At 40.1% G+C, this 16,707-nt stretch carries 16 protein-coding genes, 1 pseudogene and 1 other annotated feature; of the genes and pseudogenes, 13 read left to right on the top strand and 4 right to left on the bottom strand.

Annotated elements, in window-relative coordinates:
• Positions 1-6: 6 nt before the first annotated feature.
• The 3 genes from prpD (at position 7) to BN985_RS17200 (ending at position 4,411) form a co-directional block, all read left to right on the top strand.
• Positions 7-1,443, top strand: a complete 1,437-nt coding sequence (gene prpD / locus BN985_RS17215; RefSeq protein WP_042225111.1) for a 2-methylcitrate dehydratase — start codon at positions 7-9, stop codon at positions 1,441-1,443.
• A gap of 12 nt (positions 1,444-1,455) precedes the next feature.
• Positions 1,456-2,358 (top strand): methylisocitrate lyase, encoded by a 903-nt coding sequence (prpB, locus tag BN985_RS17210; protein WP_042225109.1) that lies wholly within the window; start codon positions 1,456-1,458, stop codon positions 2,356-2,358.
• A gap of 538 nt (positions 2,359-2,896) precedes the next feature.
• Positions 2,897-4,411 (top strand): alkaline phosphatase family protein, encoded by a 1,515-nt coding sequence (locus tag BN985_RS17200; RefSeq protein WP_042225104.1) that lies wholly within the window; start codon positions 2,897-2,899, stop codon positions 4,409-4,411.
• 5 nt (positions 4,412-4,416) lie between these two features.
• On the opposite strand, the gene BN985_RS17195 is transcribed toward BN985_RS17200, so the two are convergent.
• Entirely contained in the window at positions 4,417-4,938 is a 522-nt protein-coding gene (locus tag BN985_RS17195) for a hypothetical protein (protein WP_042225102.1), read from the bottom strand.
• A 60-nt stretch (positions 4,939-4,998) separates the two neighbouring features.
• Complete coding sequence (locus BN985_RS17190; RefSeq protein ID WP_042225101.1) at positions 4,999-5,520, bottom strand: hypothetical protein; 522 nt, start codon at positions 5,518-5,520, stop codon at positions 4,999-5,001.
• A gap of 129 nt (positions 5,521-5,649) precedes the next feature.
• Here BN985_RS17190 and BN985_RS17185 point away from each other — a divergent pair, with 129 nt between their 5' ends.
• The 8 genes and pseudogenes from BN985_RS17185 to BN985_RS17150 all read left to right on the top strand — a co-directional run bounded on the left by BN985_RS17185 (position 5,650) and on the right by BN985_RS17150 (position 13,163).
• Entirely contained in the window at positions 5,650-5,970 is a 321-nt protein-coding gene (locus tag BN985_RS17185; protein WP_042225100.1) for a hypothetical protein, read from the top strand.
• 101 nt (positions 5,971-6,071) lie between these two features.
• The gene (locus BN985_RS17180; RefSeq protein ID WP_042225099.1) at positions 6,072-7,328 is read left to right on the top strand and encodes an ABC transporter permease; all 1,257 of its coding nucleotides are present in this window, start codon (positions 6,072-6,074) and stop codon (positions 7,326-7,328) included.
• 14 nt (positions 7,329-7,342) lie between these two features.
• A complete protein-coding gene (locus BN985_RS17175) occupies positions 7,343-8,227 on the top strand; it encodes an ABC transporter ATP-binding protein (protein WP_042225097.1) in 885 nt (294 codons plus the stop codon).
• Positions 8,224-9,345, top strand: coding sequence for an ABC transporter permease (locus BN985_RS17170; protein ID WP_042225096.1), 1,122 nt, complete (start codon positions 8,224-8,226; stop codon positions 9,343-9,345). Before BN985_RS17175 ends, BN985_RS17170 begins: the two co-directional genes overlap by 4 nt.
• A 95-nt stretch (positions 9,346-9,440) precedes the next feature.
• A complete protein-coding gene (locus BN985_RS17165) occupies positions 9,441-9,902 on the top strand; it encodes a GNAT family N-acetyltransferase (protein WP_042225311.1) in 462 nt (153 codons plus the stop codon).
• Between the two features lie 206 nt (positions 9,903-10,108).
• Positions 10,109-10,320 (top strand) — a binding site (T-box leader).
• A gap of 40 nt (positions 10,321-10,360) precedes the next feature.
• Positions 10,361-12,051 (top strand): annotated as a pseudogene (gene argS, locus BN985_RS17160) (arginine--tRNA ligase).
• A gap of 33 nt (positions 12,052-12,084) precedes the next feature.
• Positions 12,085-12,429, top strand: a complete 345-nt coding sequence (locus BN985_RS17155) for a metallophosphoesterase (protein WP_084157603.1) — start codon at positions 12,085-12,087, stop codon at positions 12,427-12,429.
• Positions 12,366-13,163 (top strand): SH3 domain-containing protein, encoded by a 798-nt coding sequence (locus tag BN985_RS17150; RefSeq protein WP_084157601.1) that lies wholly within the window; start codon positions 12,366-12,368, stop codon positions 13,161-13,163. Before BN985_RS17155 ends, BN985_RS17150 begins: the two co-directional genes overlap by 64 nt.
• A gap of 34 nt (positions 13,164-13,197) precedes the next feature.
• On the opposite strand, the gene BN985_RS17145 is transcribed toward BN985_RS17150, so the two are convergent.
• Entirely contained in the window at positions 13,198-13,377 is a 180-nt protein-coding gene (locus BN985_RS17145) for an aspartyl-phosphate phosphatase Spo0E family protein (protein ID WP_042225095.1), read from the bottom strand.
• A gap of 165 nt (positions 13,378-13,542) precedes the next feature.
• Between BN985_RS17145 and BN985_RS17140 the strand changes: the two genes are divergently transcribed.
• Positions 13,543-14,445 carry a hypothetical protein gene (locus BN985_RS17140; RefSeq protein WP_042225094.1) on the top strand — a complete coding sequence of 301 codons (903 nt, stop codon included), beginning with the start codon at positions 13,543-13,545 and terminating at the stop codon, positions 14,443-14,445.
• Positions 14,446-14,536: 91 nt separating this feature from the next.
• Here BN985_RS17140 and BN985_RS17135 read toward each other — a convergent pair whose 3' ends face one another.
• Complete coding sequence (locus BN985_RS17135; RefSeq protein ID WP_042225092.1) at positions 14,537-15,514, bottom strand: NAD(P)H-quinone oxidoreductase; 978 nt, start codon at positions 15,512-15,514, stop codon at positions 14,537-14,539.
• 327 nt (positions 15,515-15,841) lie between these two features.
• Here BN985_RS17135 and BN985_RS17130 point away from each other — a divergent pair, with 327 nt between their 5' ends.
• On the top strand, positions 15,842-16,678 hold the full coding sequence (locus BN985_RS17130) for a class I SAM-dependent methyltransferase (RefSeq protein WP_042225090.1): 837 nt from the start codon (positions 15,842-15,844) through the stop codon (positions 16,676-16,678).
• Positions 16,679-16,707: the final 29 nt, after the last annotated feature.

The following is a 16,707-nucleotide window of genomic DNA, read 5'->3' as shown; positions in this document are numbered from 1 at the left end:
AGTCTTTTGCAAACAACGAATGAACAGAACAAAACAGACGTATTACTAGAGGAAATTGCGGATTATGTGTTGAATAAAGATATTACGAGTACTGAGGCATACAACACGGCACATTATGTGCTATTGGATACATTGGGATGTGGAATTCTTGCGTTAAATTATCCTGAATGTACGAAGTTACTTGGACCAATAGTTCCGGGTACTATCGTGCCTAAGGGTGTACGAGTACCTGGCACATCTCATGTGTTAGATCCAGTTCAAGGAGCCTTTAATATTGGCGCAATCATTCGCTGGCTTGATTATAACGATACTTGGCTGGCAGCTGAATGGGGCCATCCATCAGATAACCTTGGTGGTATATTGGCAGTAGCGGATTATGTTAGTCAGGAAAGACTGGCAAAAGGCCAAGCGCCATTAAAAGTTCAAGATGTTCTAGAAATGATGATTAAAGCACATGAGATTCAAGGTGTACTTGCCCTGGAAAACAGCTTGAATCGCGTTGGATTAGACCATGTACTGTATGTAAAAATTGCTACCACAGCAGTTGTTACAAAAATGCTTGGTGGAGGCCGTGATGAAATTGTAAATGCATTATCAAATGCTTGGTTGGATAATTCAAGCTTGCGGACGTATCGCCATGCACCAAATACAGGCTCGCGTAAATCCTGGGCTGCAGGTGATGCGACAAGCCGTGGAGTACGCCTTGCCATGATGGCATTGAAAGGTGAAATGGGCTATCAAACAGCACTTAGTGCACCAGGCTGGGGATTCCAGGATGTACTATTTAATAAACAGGAACTAAAAATAAATCAGCCTCTTGATAGCTATGTTATGGAAAATGTTTTATTTAAAGTTTCCTATCCTGCAGAGTTCCATGCACAGACAGCTGCAGAAGCGGCTGTACAGCTTTACCCAGAAGTGAAGGGTCGCTGGGACGAAATCGATCAAATTACCATCTCTACCCATGAATCAGCAATTCGTATTATCGATAAAAAAGGACCATTGCATAACCCTGCCGATCGCGATCATTGTTTGCAATACATTACAGCAATCGGACTTTTAAATGGGAACATTGTGGCAGAGGATTATGAAGATGAAGCTGCTGCTAATCCACTCGTTGATAAGTTAAGAGATAAGATGGTCGTGACAGAAAACAAAGCATATACCAAAGACTATCTAGATGCTGACAAAAGGTCGATTGCGAATGCTGTACAGGTTCACTTTACAGATGGAACATCGACAGAAAGTGTGGCTTGTGAATATCCACTCGGGCATCGTTTCCGTCGGGATGAAGCGATACCGAAAGTATTAGAAAAATATGCAGCAAACCTAGCTACACAATATTCTAGGAAACAGTTGGCGCAAATTGAAGCCGTCAGCTACAATTACGAAACACTTTCAGACATGAACGTGAATGAATTTATGGAGCTTTTTGTTAAATAGGAGGAATATACGATGGCATGGATTGTAGACGAAGCTGTACCGCAGCAGAAGCTAGCTGAGCAATTTAAAGAATTAATTCAACAGGAAACCATCTTGCAAATTCCGGGTGCCCATGATGCCATGGCAGCACTTATTGCTAAAAAGGCGGGATTCTCCGCTTTATACCTCTCTGGTGGTGCTTACACCGCAAGCAAAGGGCTGCCAGATTTAGGAATGGTCACATCAACTGAGATGGCTGAGAGAGCCCGTGATCTCATTCGTGCAACGAACCTTCCTGTGTTGGTTGATATTGATACAGGATTTGGCGGGGTACTAAATGTCGCACGTACTGCAAGAGAAATGGTAGAAGCAAACGTAGCTGCCGTACAAATTGAGGACCAACAGCTTCCAAAGAAATGTGGGCATTTGAATGGAAAACAACTTGTAACGACAGAGGAAATGGCGCAGAAAATCCAGGCCATTAAAAAAGCAGCACCTTCTCTTGTCATTGTTGCTAGAACTGACGCCAGAGCCGATGAAGGCATGGAGGCTACAATAGCACGTGCATTAGCATATGTGGAGGCAGGAACAGATGCGATATTCCCAGAGGCCTTACAGTCAGATGAAGAATTCCGCCTCTTTGCTGAGAAGGTGGATGTCCCATTATTAGCCAACATGACCGAGTTTGGTAAAACACCATATATATCAGCGGAAGCCTTCCAGGATATGGGCTTTAAAATGGTGATCTATCCTGTTACCTCATTACGCGTAGCGGCAAAGGCATATGAACGGATTTTCCAGTTAATAAAAGAAGAAGGGACACAAAAGGAAGGTGTCTCAGATATGCAAACAAGAAAAGAACTATACGAAACAATTTCCTATCATGATTTCGAAGAGTTAGACCAGAACATCGCCAAGACGGTGCTGGATAAATAGGTAGAATTGAAACTCCTCTAGCAGGGTGAGTGTTTCTTGCTAGGGGAGTTTTGTTTTGTTGAAATTTGCTTTGTGGGGAGGAGCGTTTGGAGAGTCGCGTCGGAAAGAGAGGAAATCGCGTCGGAATGAGGTGATGTCGCGTCGGAAAGAGAGGAAGTCGCGTCAGAAGGAGGCAAAGTCGCGTCGGAAGGAGGTAAAGCCGCGTCAGAAGGAGGCAAAGTCACGTCGGAAGGAGATAAAGCCGCGTCGGAAAGAGGTGATGTCGCGTCAGATCCAGACAGACGCAAAGTGAAACTAAAGCGCCGCAAAGTGAAACCAGAGCACCACAAAGTGAAACCAGAACACCACAAAGTGAAACCAGAGCGCCGCAAAGTGAAACGAGAGCACCACAAAGTGAAACCAAAGCCCAGCAAAGTGAAACCAAAGCACCACAAAGTGAAACCAGAACCCCATAAACCGAATCTCTATACGGATTGTTTCAGCATGCCTGGTTAAACTAGGTCTAGTCAAACACTGTATAGAGAGGAAGAATAGCAAAATGCCCCAATACAAAAAGCCGGAAAAGCCAGTAATACTGTTAAACATCGATTCATTAATGTCCTATCCACTTGAGGTAGCGGTCCAAACAGGACGTGCTCCAGCATTAAAGTTCCTAATGGAAAATGGTACCTATTTTCCTGAGATGGTCAGCTCTTATCCAACCATGTCCGTAACCATTGATAGTAGCCTTTTAACAGGCACCTACCCTGACCAACATCATATTCCGGGGTTGAATTGGTTTGATACGAACAAAAAACAATTTGTTAACTATGGAACAGGTGTTAGAGAAACCTTTCGAATTGGAATGCGCAAATCTATACATAACATGCTCTACCGACTAAATAATGAGCATATGAGTACAGCAGTAACTACCATTTACGAAGACCTTGCAAAAGAAGGGGTGTCCTCAGCGTCTATTAATTCGTTTGTCTATCGGGGAAATACGCCTAAAAGGTTGAAGGCTCCTCGGTTACTGCGCGGATTAACGAGATTTGAAAAGGGCACCTGGATTAGTCAGACGACGCCTGTTTTTTCCTTAGGAGTTTTTTCTAAAATTAGGAGATGGGGTTTTCCGACACAGCTAGCTGCAGGGAACCACAAATTTACGGCACGGGAGCTGCGCCATTTAATTCGCACGAATAAACTCCCCGGCTTTACCTTTTGTATATTTCAGGACTTGGACGCTCGTATTCATTTTAGGGGACCAATGGATATAAAAGGAATTACAAAAATTGACCGGGAAATCCAGAAGACATTAAATCTATACTCCAGCTGGGAAGAAGCTCTTAAAAAGAATATCTGGCTCGTAATTGGTGATAATGGCCACGCACCTTCTGGGATGAGTTACAAGCAAGTTGTAATAGATTTACGAAAATCACTTCATCATTATCGGATCGCAAAGATTCAACGCCCTATTCAAAAAAAAGATCAACTCGTTTTTAGTGTGAATCAACGTATGGCTTATATTTACGTGCTAGATGAGAAGCTACCATTGTCACCATTAATAGAACCCCTTAAAGCGGATAAGCGAATTGATGTAATCGCCTGGAAGGATCAAAACCACATTCATGTAGAATCTGGCATAGTGGAAGGACGTATAACCTTTTCTCAAGGTGGAAATACACAAGATATATATGGTCAAAGCTGGCATATTGAAGGGGATCTTGAAGTGCTTGATTTAAAAAGGACTGATGGAGACAGGCTTGCATTTGGGAAGTTTCCTGACGCATTATCCAGGTTGTACGGTGCCCTTCATTCCCAATCGGGGAGGTTTCTTGTGGTAAATGCCAAACCCGGATGCGAATTCAAGGCCCAGTCAACACCATTTCATTTGGCTGGGGCAGCTCACGGTTCATTGCATAAACAGGAGTCGCTCGTACCGTTAATTATTGCAGGTTCAACAGCCAAGCCCATTTATCCACGATTTGTAGATCTAAAGGCGTTTATATTTCAGCAAATCATGAATCAATTTCACCTGGAAAAAAAAGATCTTAAAGGAAGACCTAAATTTTGAGGACACTATTCCTTTCGTACTAATAAAGAAAATGCGTAAATTGCTGTTCCTGTAAGTTCGCCATCCCATTCTGTAGTAATGTTATAGTAGTATTTTCCTTCTACAGTAGGAGCAGTTATACTACTGTTTTCTCCATTAACATCTGTTTCCTCTTCACCATTGGTTTCTATTTGAACGATGCTGACAGCAGGTGTGTAAATTTCATAAGGGGCTGTGGCATCGCCTGTAGAGAAGGTGAATTCAACTTTCTCTCCAGGTTTAACACGAAGCGGCGTCTCACCCAACAACAATTCGTTGGGAGGATCAGGAGTGAGTGAACAGTTTTCTTCCCAACAATAAGTGTCTAGCATTGCAGCAGTTGAATTGGCACCAGCACTTATACCTATATAAGGAGGACTGACCTGTTGACTTCCCACTTTCGTAGTGGAGGAAGGAGCTTCTTCCTTAGCAGGCTCAGACTCATCATTCGAACAGCCTGTGAAAATTAGTGAAATGGTAATAAGTATGAAAGCAAATAGTAATTTCATAATATTTCCCCCTCGAAATTTCTTTATGGGATGTTAGCGGCCATCTTGCAGCAAGAAATCCTAGTCTTCCTTAACTAACAAGGAATGAGCGTAGACAGCGGTGCCTTTTAGTTTTTCATTCCATTCTGCGGTGCTCGTGTAATAATACCTTCCTGGGTCTTTCGGTGCGATGAAACTATCATTCTCGACCAATACTTCGATTGATTCCTCACTATTTATGTTACTTTGCGAAATGATAATGCTATCAGGTTTAGCTACTTCTTCAGGTGACGAAGGGTCGCTAGAAACCAGAATATCTACCTTGTCTCCAGGGCTTACCACAAGTGGAGGAACCCCTTGTAACAACTTGTCTGGAGGTTCAGGCTTAAATGTGCAAGTTTCTTCCCAGCAAAAAGCATCTAGTATCCCATCCATGGAACCAGAAGAATTTCCTAACCCAATTGTAGCTGGATTTCCGAGTTGAGCATTTGCCTCTTGCGTAGTAGTTGGAGGTTCTTTTTTAACTGTATCTTCCGTTCCATTTGAACAGCCTGTAAAAAGGATTGCTATACACACAATTAAAATACTGACACTGCTTCTCATATCATCCCACTCTTCGTTATATTATGGCTTACATTCCAAATATATCATAAATTTGTAATTTTTTTAATACTTCAAAAGGAATTTAAGTAGGAATGTCGAAGTTTTATATAGAGAGAAGGAGGTGATTAGATGAAGAAAAAATTGGGGATTTTTGGTGTCATTGGTTTAGCGCTTATATTAAGCTTTGGAGTACCTGTACAATCTAATGCTGCCACTAGTGATAGTGGGGAAGAAGTACTTGCTCAATCAAAAACAATTTATTATATTGACTATCTACCTGGTAATGTAACACCTAGTCCAACATATTATTATAATAAAGGTGGTTGGAAAGGGACACTCTCTTTAAATGGTTATCAGTATGACGGCACAAGAACAATTGCTAGGTACTATGGTACAGTATCTTGCTCAGGACCATGTGCGATGACCTCTTTAGAAATAACAGACAAATAGCAATGATATGTAGGGGAAACGATATACAAGCGTTTCCCCTATTCTCACCGTTAACGCTAATACAAAAACAGCCATGTATAAATAAAAAAGCAGGTGGTACATTGCTCACAATTATTCGTTTTGAATTAAAAAAAATGGCAAGGTCAACTTTCTTCCGTGTCCTATTAATTGGCTGCCTCCTCTTTATACTTAGTTATTATATATATGTTCACATACATACGTTGCATACAGATGATTTAATCTTAGAAAATGAAGCAGATATCTCTAGGATGCAAAGTGAGATTAATAATATAGAGGTTGCCATTGAGGCAGGTGAGTTGGATGCGGAAGATAAGGAAACAGCTGGAAACCTCGAATTTAATAAGGAAGACATCGAAGTTAAACAACAAGAGATAGAACATTTTAGAAATGGAGAATGGACCCCTTTATTAAATAAGGAAATAGAACAATATGAACAGCATGTCGATAACCGCATATTTCGTGATGAATATTACTCTGCTGCATGGCCCACGCTTGTTACTGAAGAAAGCAGGCTGGAATATCACAAGTGGTTAAGGGATAAAGATATTACCCCTGTTTATCCAATAGATCTTTTCTCTTGGGTAACGCTATATGATCAAGTGTACGAGCCCCCAGATATGGAAGCTTTCCTAAAGGAATTCAGTACGAAATATTCTTCAACCGGTATTTACTTCACTAACCATGTGTTTACATTCGTATTCAACATTTTAGGTGCATGTTTTTTTCTCTTTCTTTTTGGTGACATGGTCACAAAAGAAGGGCTTGGCAAAAATGGATCAATCCAGCTATTGCGTACCCAACCGATACGCCGTTCTAAGCTATTTATAGGGAAATTTTTAACGATACTTTTGGTAACATTCCTTTTACTATTCGGCACTGTACTGCTTTCATTCATCCTCGGGGCAATCTTTGACCGGTTCGGTGATTGGGATTACCCTGTTTTAATTTATGGGGAAGAATTCTCCTTTAGCTTTATGAACATGGGCACATTTTTACTTCAATCTGCTAGTCTCTTTTTCTTGGTGTTGATCTTTTGCTATTCCATTTTATTCTTGTTTTCCATTATTACGAAAAAAGCCTTAGTATCAATTGGTTTAACGATCGCCATATTGTTTGCGGGGATAGGATTAAGTGCGGATTCAGTGATGTCCATGATTGCTCCTTATATTCCATTCCACTATTTTTCTGTCAGAGAAGTAATTACAAATGAATTGGCGCTTACGTTAGAAAATAGTAGTTTTTCATTTAACCAAGGAATGATCGTACTCGCCGTTTCAAGTCTGCTTTTATGGCTGGTGGCCTATGGGGTTACTATTTTACAGAAGCGGTTTTCATAAGAGGGGGGAAGAACATGATTGTAAATGTAGCTAATCTTAAAAAACGATACAAAAAACAGCTTGTACTTAAAGGAATCAATATTAAAATTGAATCGCCACAGATTATTGCCCTAGTCGGTCCGAACGGTTCGGGTAAAACGACCTTATTAAATTGTATGACGAATCTGCTGACAGTAGATGAGGGGAGCATTGAGCTCCTTGGAAAAAACCACAAAGATAGTTCGCTATTTTATGATGTGTCCTATTTGCAGGATAATCGTATCTTGTATGGCGATTTAACGGGCTATGACCATTTGAAGTTTATTTGTCAGGCGCAACATATTGATCAAAGTAAAATTAAAGAAGTAGTCGAGCGTGTAGGAATGGGATCCTACTTAAAAAAACGGGTACGAAATTATTCGCTTGGGATGAAACAGCATCTGTTACTTGCGATGGTTATTATTAATGAACCGAAGCTTTTACTGATGGATGAACCATTAAATGGTTTGGATCCTACAAGTGCAATAAACATGCGTAATATCTTATTAGAGCTTGCTGAGATTGGGACAACGATTATCGTATCCTCACATAACTTAGATGAAATCGATAGACTTACCAATACCATTTATTTTATGAAGGACGGCGCATTGCTCAAGGAGTCACTCACAGGCCTTCATCTAAATCAATATGAAGTATCTGTTAGCAATGCGGATAAAGCAGTAGAGGTTCTTAATGCCAAAGGAATTCCTTATAGTCTAGCAGAAAAGGGTGTACTACGTTTTGAAGAAACAGATGTATCCCTGCAACAATTTATTGATTGTTTAAATGAGAATCAAATTGAGATAATTTCCATTGAAAATCAAAAGGTTGGAGCAGAGAAGCGATACCGTGAACTTTTTGAAGGGGAAGCTTCCGTATGAAACTACTCTCTTTTGAATTGAAAAAAATAATTTTTAGTAGAAAATTCCTTTTCTTGCTTCTATTGGTTTTCATAGGAATTAGCTTTTTGTTTATTCGCAATCTCGTTTTTCAGGAGCAAATTGTGAAAGAAGAGCAAAAAGAGTTGGAAGAATTGCTGCAGGCCAATTACAATAATGCGGGTTTGCATATAGCGGAATTGGAAGTAGATCCTGAGAATGAAGAGCAACAGAAATTACAGCGAATAAATAGTTCCATGATAAATAAGTTATATGAGGTGAGAAATCTCATCAACACTGACGAATGGAAACAGCAACTGAACTTGGAAAACCAATACTATAATGAACTGACTAGCTATGTGGAGGCAGGAGGAGAAACAACCATACCAATAAAGGAAATCAATTACCGAACCGCTATGAATCAAAAATTAGTAGATGAAGATATCATGCCACAGCACGACCGTTATAGCACAGCACTACCCAACTTTTTAAAACAAATACTGACCCTATTTATAAATGCTGGGGCAATTATTCTCATGCTATTAATTATTGGTGATACGTTATCAGGGGAGTTTGAAAACCGTTCTGTGAATCTACTGTTTACCCAACCATTAGAAAAGCACCAAATTATAATAAGCAAATTTGCGAGTGCTATCATTACGTATCTGCTAGCAATGGTGGGAATCCTTGGCTTTACCTTCCTGTTAGGACTTTTCTTTGGAGAAAAGGGAACGTTTGCTTACCCTGTCCTCTTTGAGAAAAATGGGGCGATACAATTCCTTACTGTCAAAACGTATATGCTTCAAGGGCTTGCCCTTATCTCTACCACTATTATTCTAGTGATCACTATCTGCTTCCTGTTTAGCCTCCTAATCAAGCAGACATTGGCTACTCTATTTGCAGTTCTCGTTACACTGTTAGGAGGATTTGCTTTATGGTGGCTTTTACCTTCTGGGGTTATGGCCTGGCTCAATCCGTTCCGCCAAGTTTACCCAGATAATGTACTTCTTCTACAAAATGAGGCACTATGGTATCAAAGTTTTCCAGCAGTTTTTCTCCTGGCGCTTCTTCTGCTTGGATGGAGTATGCATATGTTCAAATCTAGCAAACAAGAAGGATGAGGTATCATCCTTACTTATTGACTTTGATTACGAATCGGTATTATGCGGAGAATAGATAGCGGGGTATGATAAAAGAAAAACAGGTAGGGATGACAATGGACACAACTGTGCGTTTTCGTATAGCTATGGAAGAGGATGTAAGCGAGATTGTGCAAATGCTTGCAGATGATGAGCTTGGGAAAAAGCGAGAGCGTTATGAACAGCCACTTCCTACATGCTACTTGAAAGCTTTTCAGGCAATTGATCAGGATCATAACAATGAATTAGTTGTCGCGATAAAAAGTGAAAAAGTTATCGGGGTTATCCAGCTAACCTATATCCCGTATTTAACCTATCAAGGTGGGTGGAGAGCTCTAATTGAGAGTGTTAGAGTACATTCAAGGGCACGTGGGAGCGGGATTGGAGAGCAACTAATGAAATGGGCTATCCAACGGGCAAAGGAAAAAGGTTGTCATGTGGTACAGCTAACTACAGATAAACAACGGCCAGACGCACTTCGATTTTATAAAAAGTTAGGCTTTGTAGATTCCCATGAAGGCATGAAATATCATTTATAGAGTTGACATGAAGCGTAATTTCAGCTATGATTACAAAAATTATAAAATGCGTGATCAAAAAGGAGGATGAAAAGGACCGAGAAGTTCGAGGCGGTGTAGCTTTGAGTACCGGAACGTATGCAATTAATACGTGAGGAACGAAAAAGCAAGCCAACGAAGAAATTCGATGTGTCATTTTTACCGGACTTTTTGAACAACCTCTATAAAATAATTCTGTGAAGAAGAGAGTAATTATCATAGGTTCTTAAGCGAGTTAGGGTTTGGTGTGAGCCTAACAGAACAATGATAATGAAGCGGACTTCTGAGGAGCAGCCTGAACGACGACTAGTAGGGTGTGCCGGTTGATGAACGTTAATCATTTCAAGCTTGGTTCAATTTGAACAAAAAGAGTGGTACCGTGGGTAATCTCGTCTCTGTATAGAGGCGGGATTTTTTTATATTAAAAAGGAGATGATGGTGTGAAGGGTAAACAGTTTTTTGCTAAGAAAATAGCGGCAAGTACGGTAGGGGTATTAACAGAGGATGAAGTATTAAAGAGAATAGAGTTACCTAAGTATCAGGAACAAGGGGATCTTGCTTTTCCGTGTTTTGAACTGGCAAAGGTATACAAGAAAAATCCAGCTTCCATTGCAACGGAACTCGCTATTAAAACAAAAGATTCTTTTTTTAGTAAAGTCGTCCCTGAAGGGCCCTATGTAAATTGTTTTTTAAATAAAAAGCGCGTTAGTAAGGAAGTATTAGAGGACATCCAAACCAAAAAAGAATCATATGGATCACTGTCTATAGTGGAAGGGGAAAAGGTAACCATAGACTTCTCTTCTCCTAATATTGCAAAGCCCTTTTCAATGGGACACCTACGTTCCACAGTAATAGGAAACGCTTATGCCAATATATTAGAAAAATGCGGTTACAAGGCAATACGGATTAATCATTTAGGAGATTGGGGCACACAGTTTGGAAAACTCATTTCTGCTTATCATCGATGGGGAAATGAACAGGATGTTCGCCAAGAACTAATTAAGGAACTATTAAAGCTTTATGTTCGTTTTCATGAGGAAGCAGAAGTGGACTCAAGGCTGGAAGAGGAAGGACGTCACTGGTTTCTAAAACTTGAGCAAGGGGACCCGAGAGCTTTGGAATTATGGCAATGGTTTCGAAAAGTCTCCTTGGAAGAATTTAAAGGGATTTACAAGCTTTTAAACGTGACATTCGATTCATACAATGGGGAAGCATTTTACAATGATAAAATGGAGGAAACGATTCAGTTGCTAAAGGGAGAAGGGTTGCTTTCTACTTCAAAGGGTGCAAAATTGTTTCCTTGGAAGAACATAGTTTACCGCCTTGTTTAATACGCAAGTCGGACGGGGCAACATTATATGCGACAAGAGATTTGACTGCGGCCATCTACCGACATAAAAAATATCATGTTGCCAAATCAGTCTATGTTGTTGGACAAGAGCAAAGTCTCCATTTTCAGCAAGTCTTCCTAGTATTAAAGAAGCTTGGGTTTAATTGGGCAAGCCAACTACAGCATCTTCCTTTTGGGTTTATTTTGCAAGACGGAAAAAAGATGTCAACAAGAAAGGGAAAGGTCGTCCTTTTAGAGAATGTATTAAGAGAAGCGATTGCGATGGCAGAAAAAAGCATCGAAGAGAAGAATCCTACTTTGCAAAACAAATCTCAAGTCGCTCATGATGTTGGAATCGGGGCAATCATTTTTCAAGACTTGAAAACAGATCCCCAGCATTCTGTTGAATTTTCCCTTAAGGACATGCTCCGATTTGAAGGTGCTACCGGTCCATATGTGCAGTATACGCACGCAAGAGCATGGTCCATTTTACGAAAATCAAATAGTGTTGTAGATCGAGGAAGCATTGACGGGTTGTCAGATGAGCCTAGTTGGTCTGTAGTGAAAAAGCTGATGGATTTCCCAAATAAAGTTCAAGAGAGCTATGAACAGGCAAAGCCATCTGAGATTGCAACTTACCTTCTCTCGTTATGCCGAGAATTTAATAAATACTATGCACACTGCAAGATTCTACAAGAGGATAATCAGCTAGCGAGTCGATTGGCTCTGGTCAAATGTACTGCCATTGTCATAAAAGAAGGGTTACGCCTGCTTGGGATGCAAGCCCCAAACGAAATGTAAAGCGACAAGAAAGCTAAAGAAAGGTGATCAACTATGCTTCACATAGAGAAACTAGAATTACAAACAGATAAAAGAGCTATTATTGTCTCTGATATTCATGCAAGCAAGGAATTATTTAGAAGGCTGCTAGATAAAGTAGCCTACACGTCAGAAGATTACCTCTTCATTAATGGCGACCTTTGCGAAAAGGGCCCGAACAGCTTGGAGGTGGTACGTTATGTAATGGAATTGGAGCAGTCCTCAAACCGTGTATTTATCACAAAAGGTAATTGCGATATTCTCTTTCAATATGTACTGGATGAGAAAGAAGGAATATGGAACTATATGAAAAATCAACCGAATTCTATGACATGCTTCATCTTGAACAAAAGAAGCTAGGTGATTTTTCAAGTTTAAAGGAACTGGGTGACTTTTACCGTGAGCATTTTTCTAACGAGATGAATTGGCTTTCCAGCAGGCCGTTAGCATATGAGACAGATCAATTCATACTTGTACATGCTGGAATTGAAAATAGGCCTGACTGGGAGAATACAAGTGAAGAGTCATCTCTTTCTATGCCTTCCTTTTACGAGGAAGGCCACCAGGCAGATATAACCGTTATTGTTGGCCACTGGCCCGCGGTAAATTATACCGCGGATAGAATTAGTTCCAATAATCCAATTATCGATCTAGAAAAAAAGATTATCTCCATGGATGGTGGGAACCAGATTAAACCAGATGGACAACTCAATGCCCTCCTTTATGAGGATGGGCGTTTTGACTACACGTTTGTAGATGAAATACACAAGCCAAGCGTCGTGCAACAAGCACACAAGGACCCAACAGGGCGGATGGGAACAGTTACCTATCCGAACTATGAGTTTACTGTCCTGCAGGAAGATACGTACTTTACATTTTGTGAGAATAAGAGTCTTGAAGTCAAACAGTGGGTGAAAAACGAATATCTTCTTCATTCCGGAAGCGAAACGCGTAGTATTAGCGATGTTAGTACATCTTTCCTATCTGTGCAAGAAGGTGACATAGTATCTATTATAAATGCTGACTGTGATGGCTATGTATTAATAAAAAATAGTAAAGGTAAAGTCGGCTGGATTCCGAAATCTTGTTTATAAGCAACACAAAAATTGATGTTAATCTTTGAGGCTTTTACCCAGTTAGAGAGAGGGATGTTTTGTCCTGTTGATTTAATAGTCGATCAAGTTGCTGGCTGCAAATAACAGTTCTTGAGTCGGTCATACCATAGTATTTTGCATATTCTATCATTTCTTTTTTCTTCAAGATGATTGCTGCGTTTAGTTTCTCGTCGGTTGGTTCAATTACTTTCATAACTGCAAAGCTCCTTTTCGTCATTTATGAAAAAATTTTAGGACGTTGGTCTCAAACCACAAAAGTAAGTATGCAAAAGTTTGCCCGGTATTGCAATAGCTTCTACAAAACAAGCTAAAACTACAAGAAGTTCGACAAAATTCGATTAGAAAGATTGGAGAAAACATGTCTGTGAGAGTGGAAGAATTCTTAGTTGAAGAGGTAAAAGACATACCAGAATGGATAAGAAAAGAAGACGAAGGAAAAGAATTATTGAATATAGTAGTAACCTCCAGCTATCAGCATGCTTTTACGGCATGGGAAAATAATGCTTTGGTTGGCATCCTTGTATCCTGGTACAATCAATTCCATCCTCATTGCACTTATATCAAAATAATGAGTAATAGCAAAACAGATGATGAGTTAGTTGTAGGGGCACTTATGAATAGATTAAAACAAAAGGAAGTGAAATATCCTCTTCAGACATCACTTTGGGAGTCCTCTATTGAACATAGAAACACACTTAAAGCTTACGGTTTTATGGAAATAAGAAGAACTTATTTACCATGTTTAAATAGCGAACAAATTATAGGAAAACCTGTACTAAATCTAGAAAATGCTTATCTTTTATCGTTAACGGAAGTTAAAGAGAATATTACTTTACGAGATGAATTAATCAATCTGGTGAAAAGTAATTATGAGAGGTCTCATATGGTTAATCCTGTCGCTACTCTTAACATATCTGATTGGGAGGAACTCATATTTGCAGAAGATTTAATTGAACGTGGTAGTTATTTGGCGATAGAAAAAGGGAGCCAGAAGCTGTTGGCCTATTCCTTCCTACATCATTCAACAGAGCAGGATAGGGTGGAACTTGGTTGGTGTGGTACTAACGACAACAAAGATATAAACCTGCTTCAAAATCTAGTGTCGTGCCAACTTTACTATATTAAAAGTGAAGGTTTTCAAAAGGTAGAAGGAGAATTCGATACAACAGACCCATTTGCTATGGAGATCTTGAAGAGCTTTCCATTTAAACAGACTGAAGCATGGATTACCTATCAATTAGAAAAAGCACCAGCGACTTAAAAACTAGGACGCTGATGCTTTTATGTGGAATCTATTTTATTGTGGAGCAAAGTCGCGTTATTTTCGTGATTTCCGAGTCAAACTGCTAATTTTATTCCACACTAACAATGATCTTACCAATGTTTTTATTTGCTTCCATATGACGGTGCGCGTCACCTGTTTTCTCCATAGAGAAGACACGATCGACGATTGCTTTTAGCTTTTCCTGCTCAAATAGTGACAGGGCATTTTTAGAGAAATCATTTGTTAGTTCTTTTTTATAGCCATCACTGCGTGGGGTGAGGAGTGTACCTTTTAAATGGACACGTTTGGCCATAAGGGACATAAGATCAATTTCATCTACTTTACTTCCTCCCAGCACGCCAATTAAAACCCAACGTCCATCTACAGCAATGCTTTTTAAGTTCTTTTCCCAGTAGGAAGCACCAATAAAGTCTAGAATTACATCGGCACCAGCTCCATCTGTTGCCTTTATTACTTCCTCAACAAAATCTTGTTCCTTATAATTAATCCCAACATCTGCTCCAAGTGAACGACAAAAGTCTAACTTTTCCTCCGAACCAGCAGTGGTAATAATTTTAGCATTTGTTAACTGACTGGCAAGCTGAATAGCAGCTGTTCCAACACCACTTCCGCCAGCGTGAATTAATACGGTTTCTTTTTCAGATAGTTGGCCAAGCCAGAATAATGTCTGGTATGCAGTGAGGAATACTTCAGGAATTGCGGCAGCTTCCTCGTAACGAAGGCTATCAGGGACAATCATGGCGCGGTCTGCTGGCATTACCGCATATTCGGCATAGCCCCCGCCATTTACAAGCCCCATTACCCTAGTACCTACAGGAATCGTGACTTCCTCTCCCGTCTCTACTACTTCCCCAGCAACTTCAACACCGAGAATAGGATTTTTCATGTAACCAGATTTACCTTCACGTGAAATAATATCTGTACGGTTGATAGCTGCAGCTTTTACTTTTATGAGAAGCTCCCCTTTTCCGGGAGAAGGTTTGCTAACCTCTTTTACTTGAAGCTGTTCTGCACCACCAGGTAGATTGACGACAACTGCTTTCATGACGAACGCTCCTTTAAATCATTATTTTGTAGCACTTATCCCGGTGAAACCGTCCGTAAGATCCCACTTCAAAACATGAAGTGATACAATTAGTTTTTAGTGGGAGTAAACGGACGCTAACACCCCGATTCGTTCAACTAACAATCAGTGGGGAAAGAACGAAAATCCCCACTGACTGAAGTTTCACTTTATACTACGCCAAAAAGAAATTACCGGCAAACGATTTGAACTAACATTTCGAGACGCTTCTCGTTAAAAAAGTGTTCTCATTTTTCACAATAAAGGATAAGCTTATGCATAACGTCCAAGAAGAAAAGGGGGAGTTGGATGAGAGAGTCCATTGTTTCGAAAATAGCTTCATGTATGGCAGTTAAAGGGGAAATTCAAACGGGTCAAACAGAACATCGTGTAAAGCTAGCAGAGTCCTGGGGGATCGAAGCAGGGAGTCGGATTCTAGAAATAGGCTGCGGACAAGGTGATACGACAGCAGTACTGGCATATTTCACAGGAGAAAAGGGGCATGTTCATGCAATTGATATCGCAGGTCCTGACTATGGAAGTCCGGTGACACTTGGAGAATCAAGAGATTATTTACTATCATCCTCATTGGGTGAGCAGATGAATATCCAGTTTCAAATCGATGTGTTAGCTGACAATGCAACCTTTCCGGAAAATCATTTTGACTATATTGTGTTTTCGCATGCTTCATGGTATTTACGTTCGGCTGATCAACTTGCTGCGATATTGAAGAAATCCAGGAGTTGGGGGAAAAAATTATGTTTTGCAGAATGGGATCCAGCTATTATGCAAGTTGAGCAGCAATCTCATCTTTTGGCGGTGCTAATTCAGGCTCAGTACGAAGCTTTTAAAGAAAGTAGTGAAGCAAACATTCGAAGCTTCTTTACTGCAGATGATATTAAAGATATCGCAGAAAAGGCTGGTTGGTCCATTACGAAAGAGGAATCCATTTATTCACCTAAACTAAAGGATGGAGAATGGGAAGTGGACATGGCACTAGATTTTGCCGCGAAAGAAGTCGAACTATTACAAGAAATGCCGGCAAAACTTAAAAGATTGATTCACTCCGAACTTAGTATCCTACAGAGAAATAAAGAGTTGTTGCCAATACGTCCTTTATCGAGCTTTGCATTTACTGCACAATAATAGAAAAAGGGAAAATCAGCATATTGTTG

Source organism: Oceanobacillus manasiensis (assembly GCF_000724085.1).
Classification (GTDB): domain Bacteria; phylum Bacillota; class Bacilli; order Bacillales; family Amphibacillaceae; genus Oceanobacillus_B; species Oceanobacillus_B manasiensis.
This window is presented reverse-complemented; position numbering and strand designations above follow the sequence as displayed.

Excerpts from the sequence above, each read along its gene's own strand:
- prpB (WP_042225109.1), top strand. The coding sequence starts at position 1,456 with ATGGCATGGATTGTAGACGAAGCTGTACCGCAGCAGAAGCTAGCTGAG.
- BN985_RS17200 (WP_042225104.1), top strand. The coding sequence starts at position 2,897 with ATGCCCCAATACAAAAAGCCGGAAAAGCCAGTAATACTGTTAAACATC.
- BN985_RS17195 (WP_042225102.1), bottom strand. The coding sequence starts at position 4,938 with ATGAAATTACTATTTGCTTTCATACTTATTACCATTTCACTAATTTTC.
- BN985_RS17190 (WP_042225101.1), bottom strand. The coding sequence starts at position 5,520 with ATGAGAAGCAGTGTCAGTATTTTAATTGTGTGTATAGCAATCCTTTTT.
- BN985_RS17185 (WP_042225100.1), top strand. The coding sequence starts at position 5,650 with ATGAAGAAAAAATTGGGGATTTTTGGTGTCATTGGTTTAGCGCTTATA.
- BN985_RS17175 (WP_042225097.1), top strand. The coding sequence starts at position 7,343 with ATGATTGTAAATGTAGCTAATCTTAAAAAACGATACAAAAAACAGCTT.
- BN985_RS17170 (WP_042225096.1), top strand. The coding sequence starts at position 8,224 with ATGAAACTACTCTCTTTTGAATTGAAAAAAATAATTTTTAGTAGAAAA.
- BN985_RS17165 (WP_042225311.1), top strand. The coding sequence starts at position 9,441 with ATGGACACAACTGTGCGTTTTCGTATAGCTATGGAAGAGGATGTAAGC.
- BN985_RS17155 (WP_084157603.1), top strand. The coding sequence starts at position 12,085 with ATGCTTCACATAGAGAAACTAGAATTACAAACAGATAAAAGAGCTATT.
- BN985_RS17150 (WP_084157601.1), top strand. The coding sequence starts at position 12,366 with ATGGAACTATATGAAAAATCAACCGAATTCTATGACATGCTTCATCTT.
- BN985_RS17145 (WP_042225095.1), bottom strand. The coding sequence starts at position 13,377 with ATGAAAGTAATTGAACCAACCGACGAGAAACTAAACGCAGCAATCATC.
- BN985_RS17140 (WP_042225094.1), top strand. The coding sequence starts at position 13,543 with ATGTCTGTGAGAGTGGAAGAATTCTTAGTTGAAGAGGTAAAAGACATA.
- BN985_RS17135 (WP_042225092.1), bottom strand. The coding sequence starts at position 15,514 with ATGAAAGCAGTTGTCGTCAATCTACCTGGTGGTGCAGAACAGCTTCAA.
- BN985_RS17130 (WP_042225090.1), top strand. The coding sequence starts at position 15,842 with ATGAGAGAGTCCATTGTTTCGAAAATAGCTTCATGTATGGCAGTTAAA.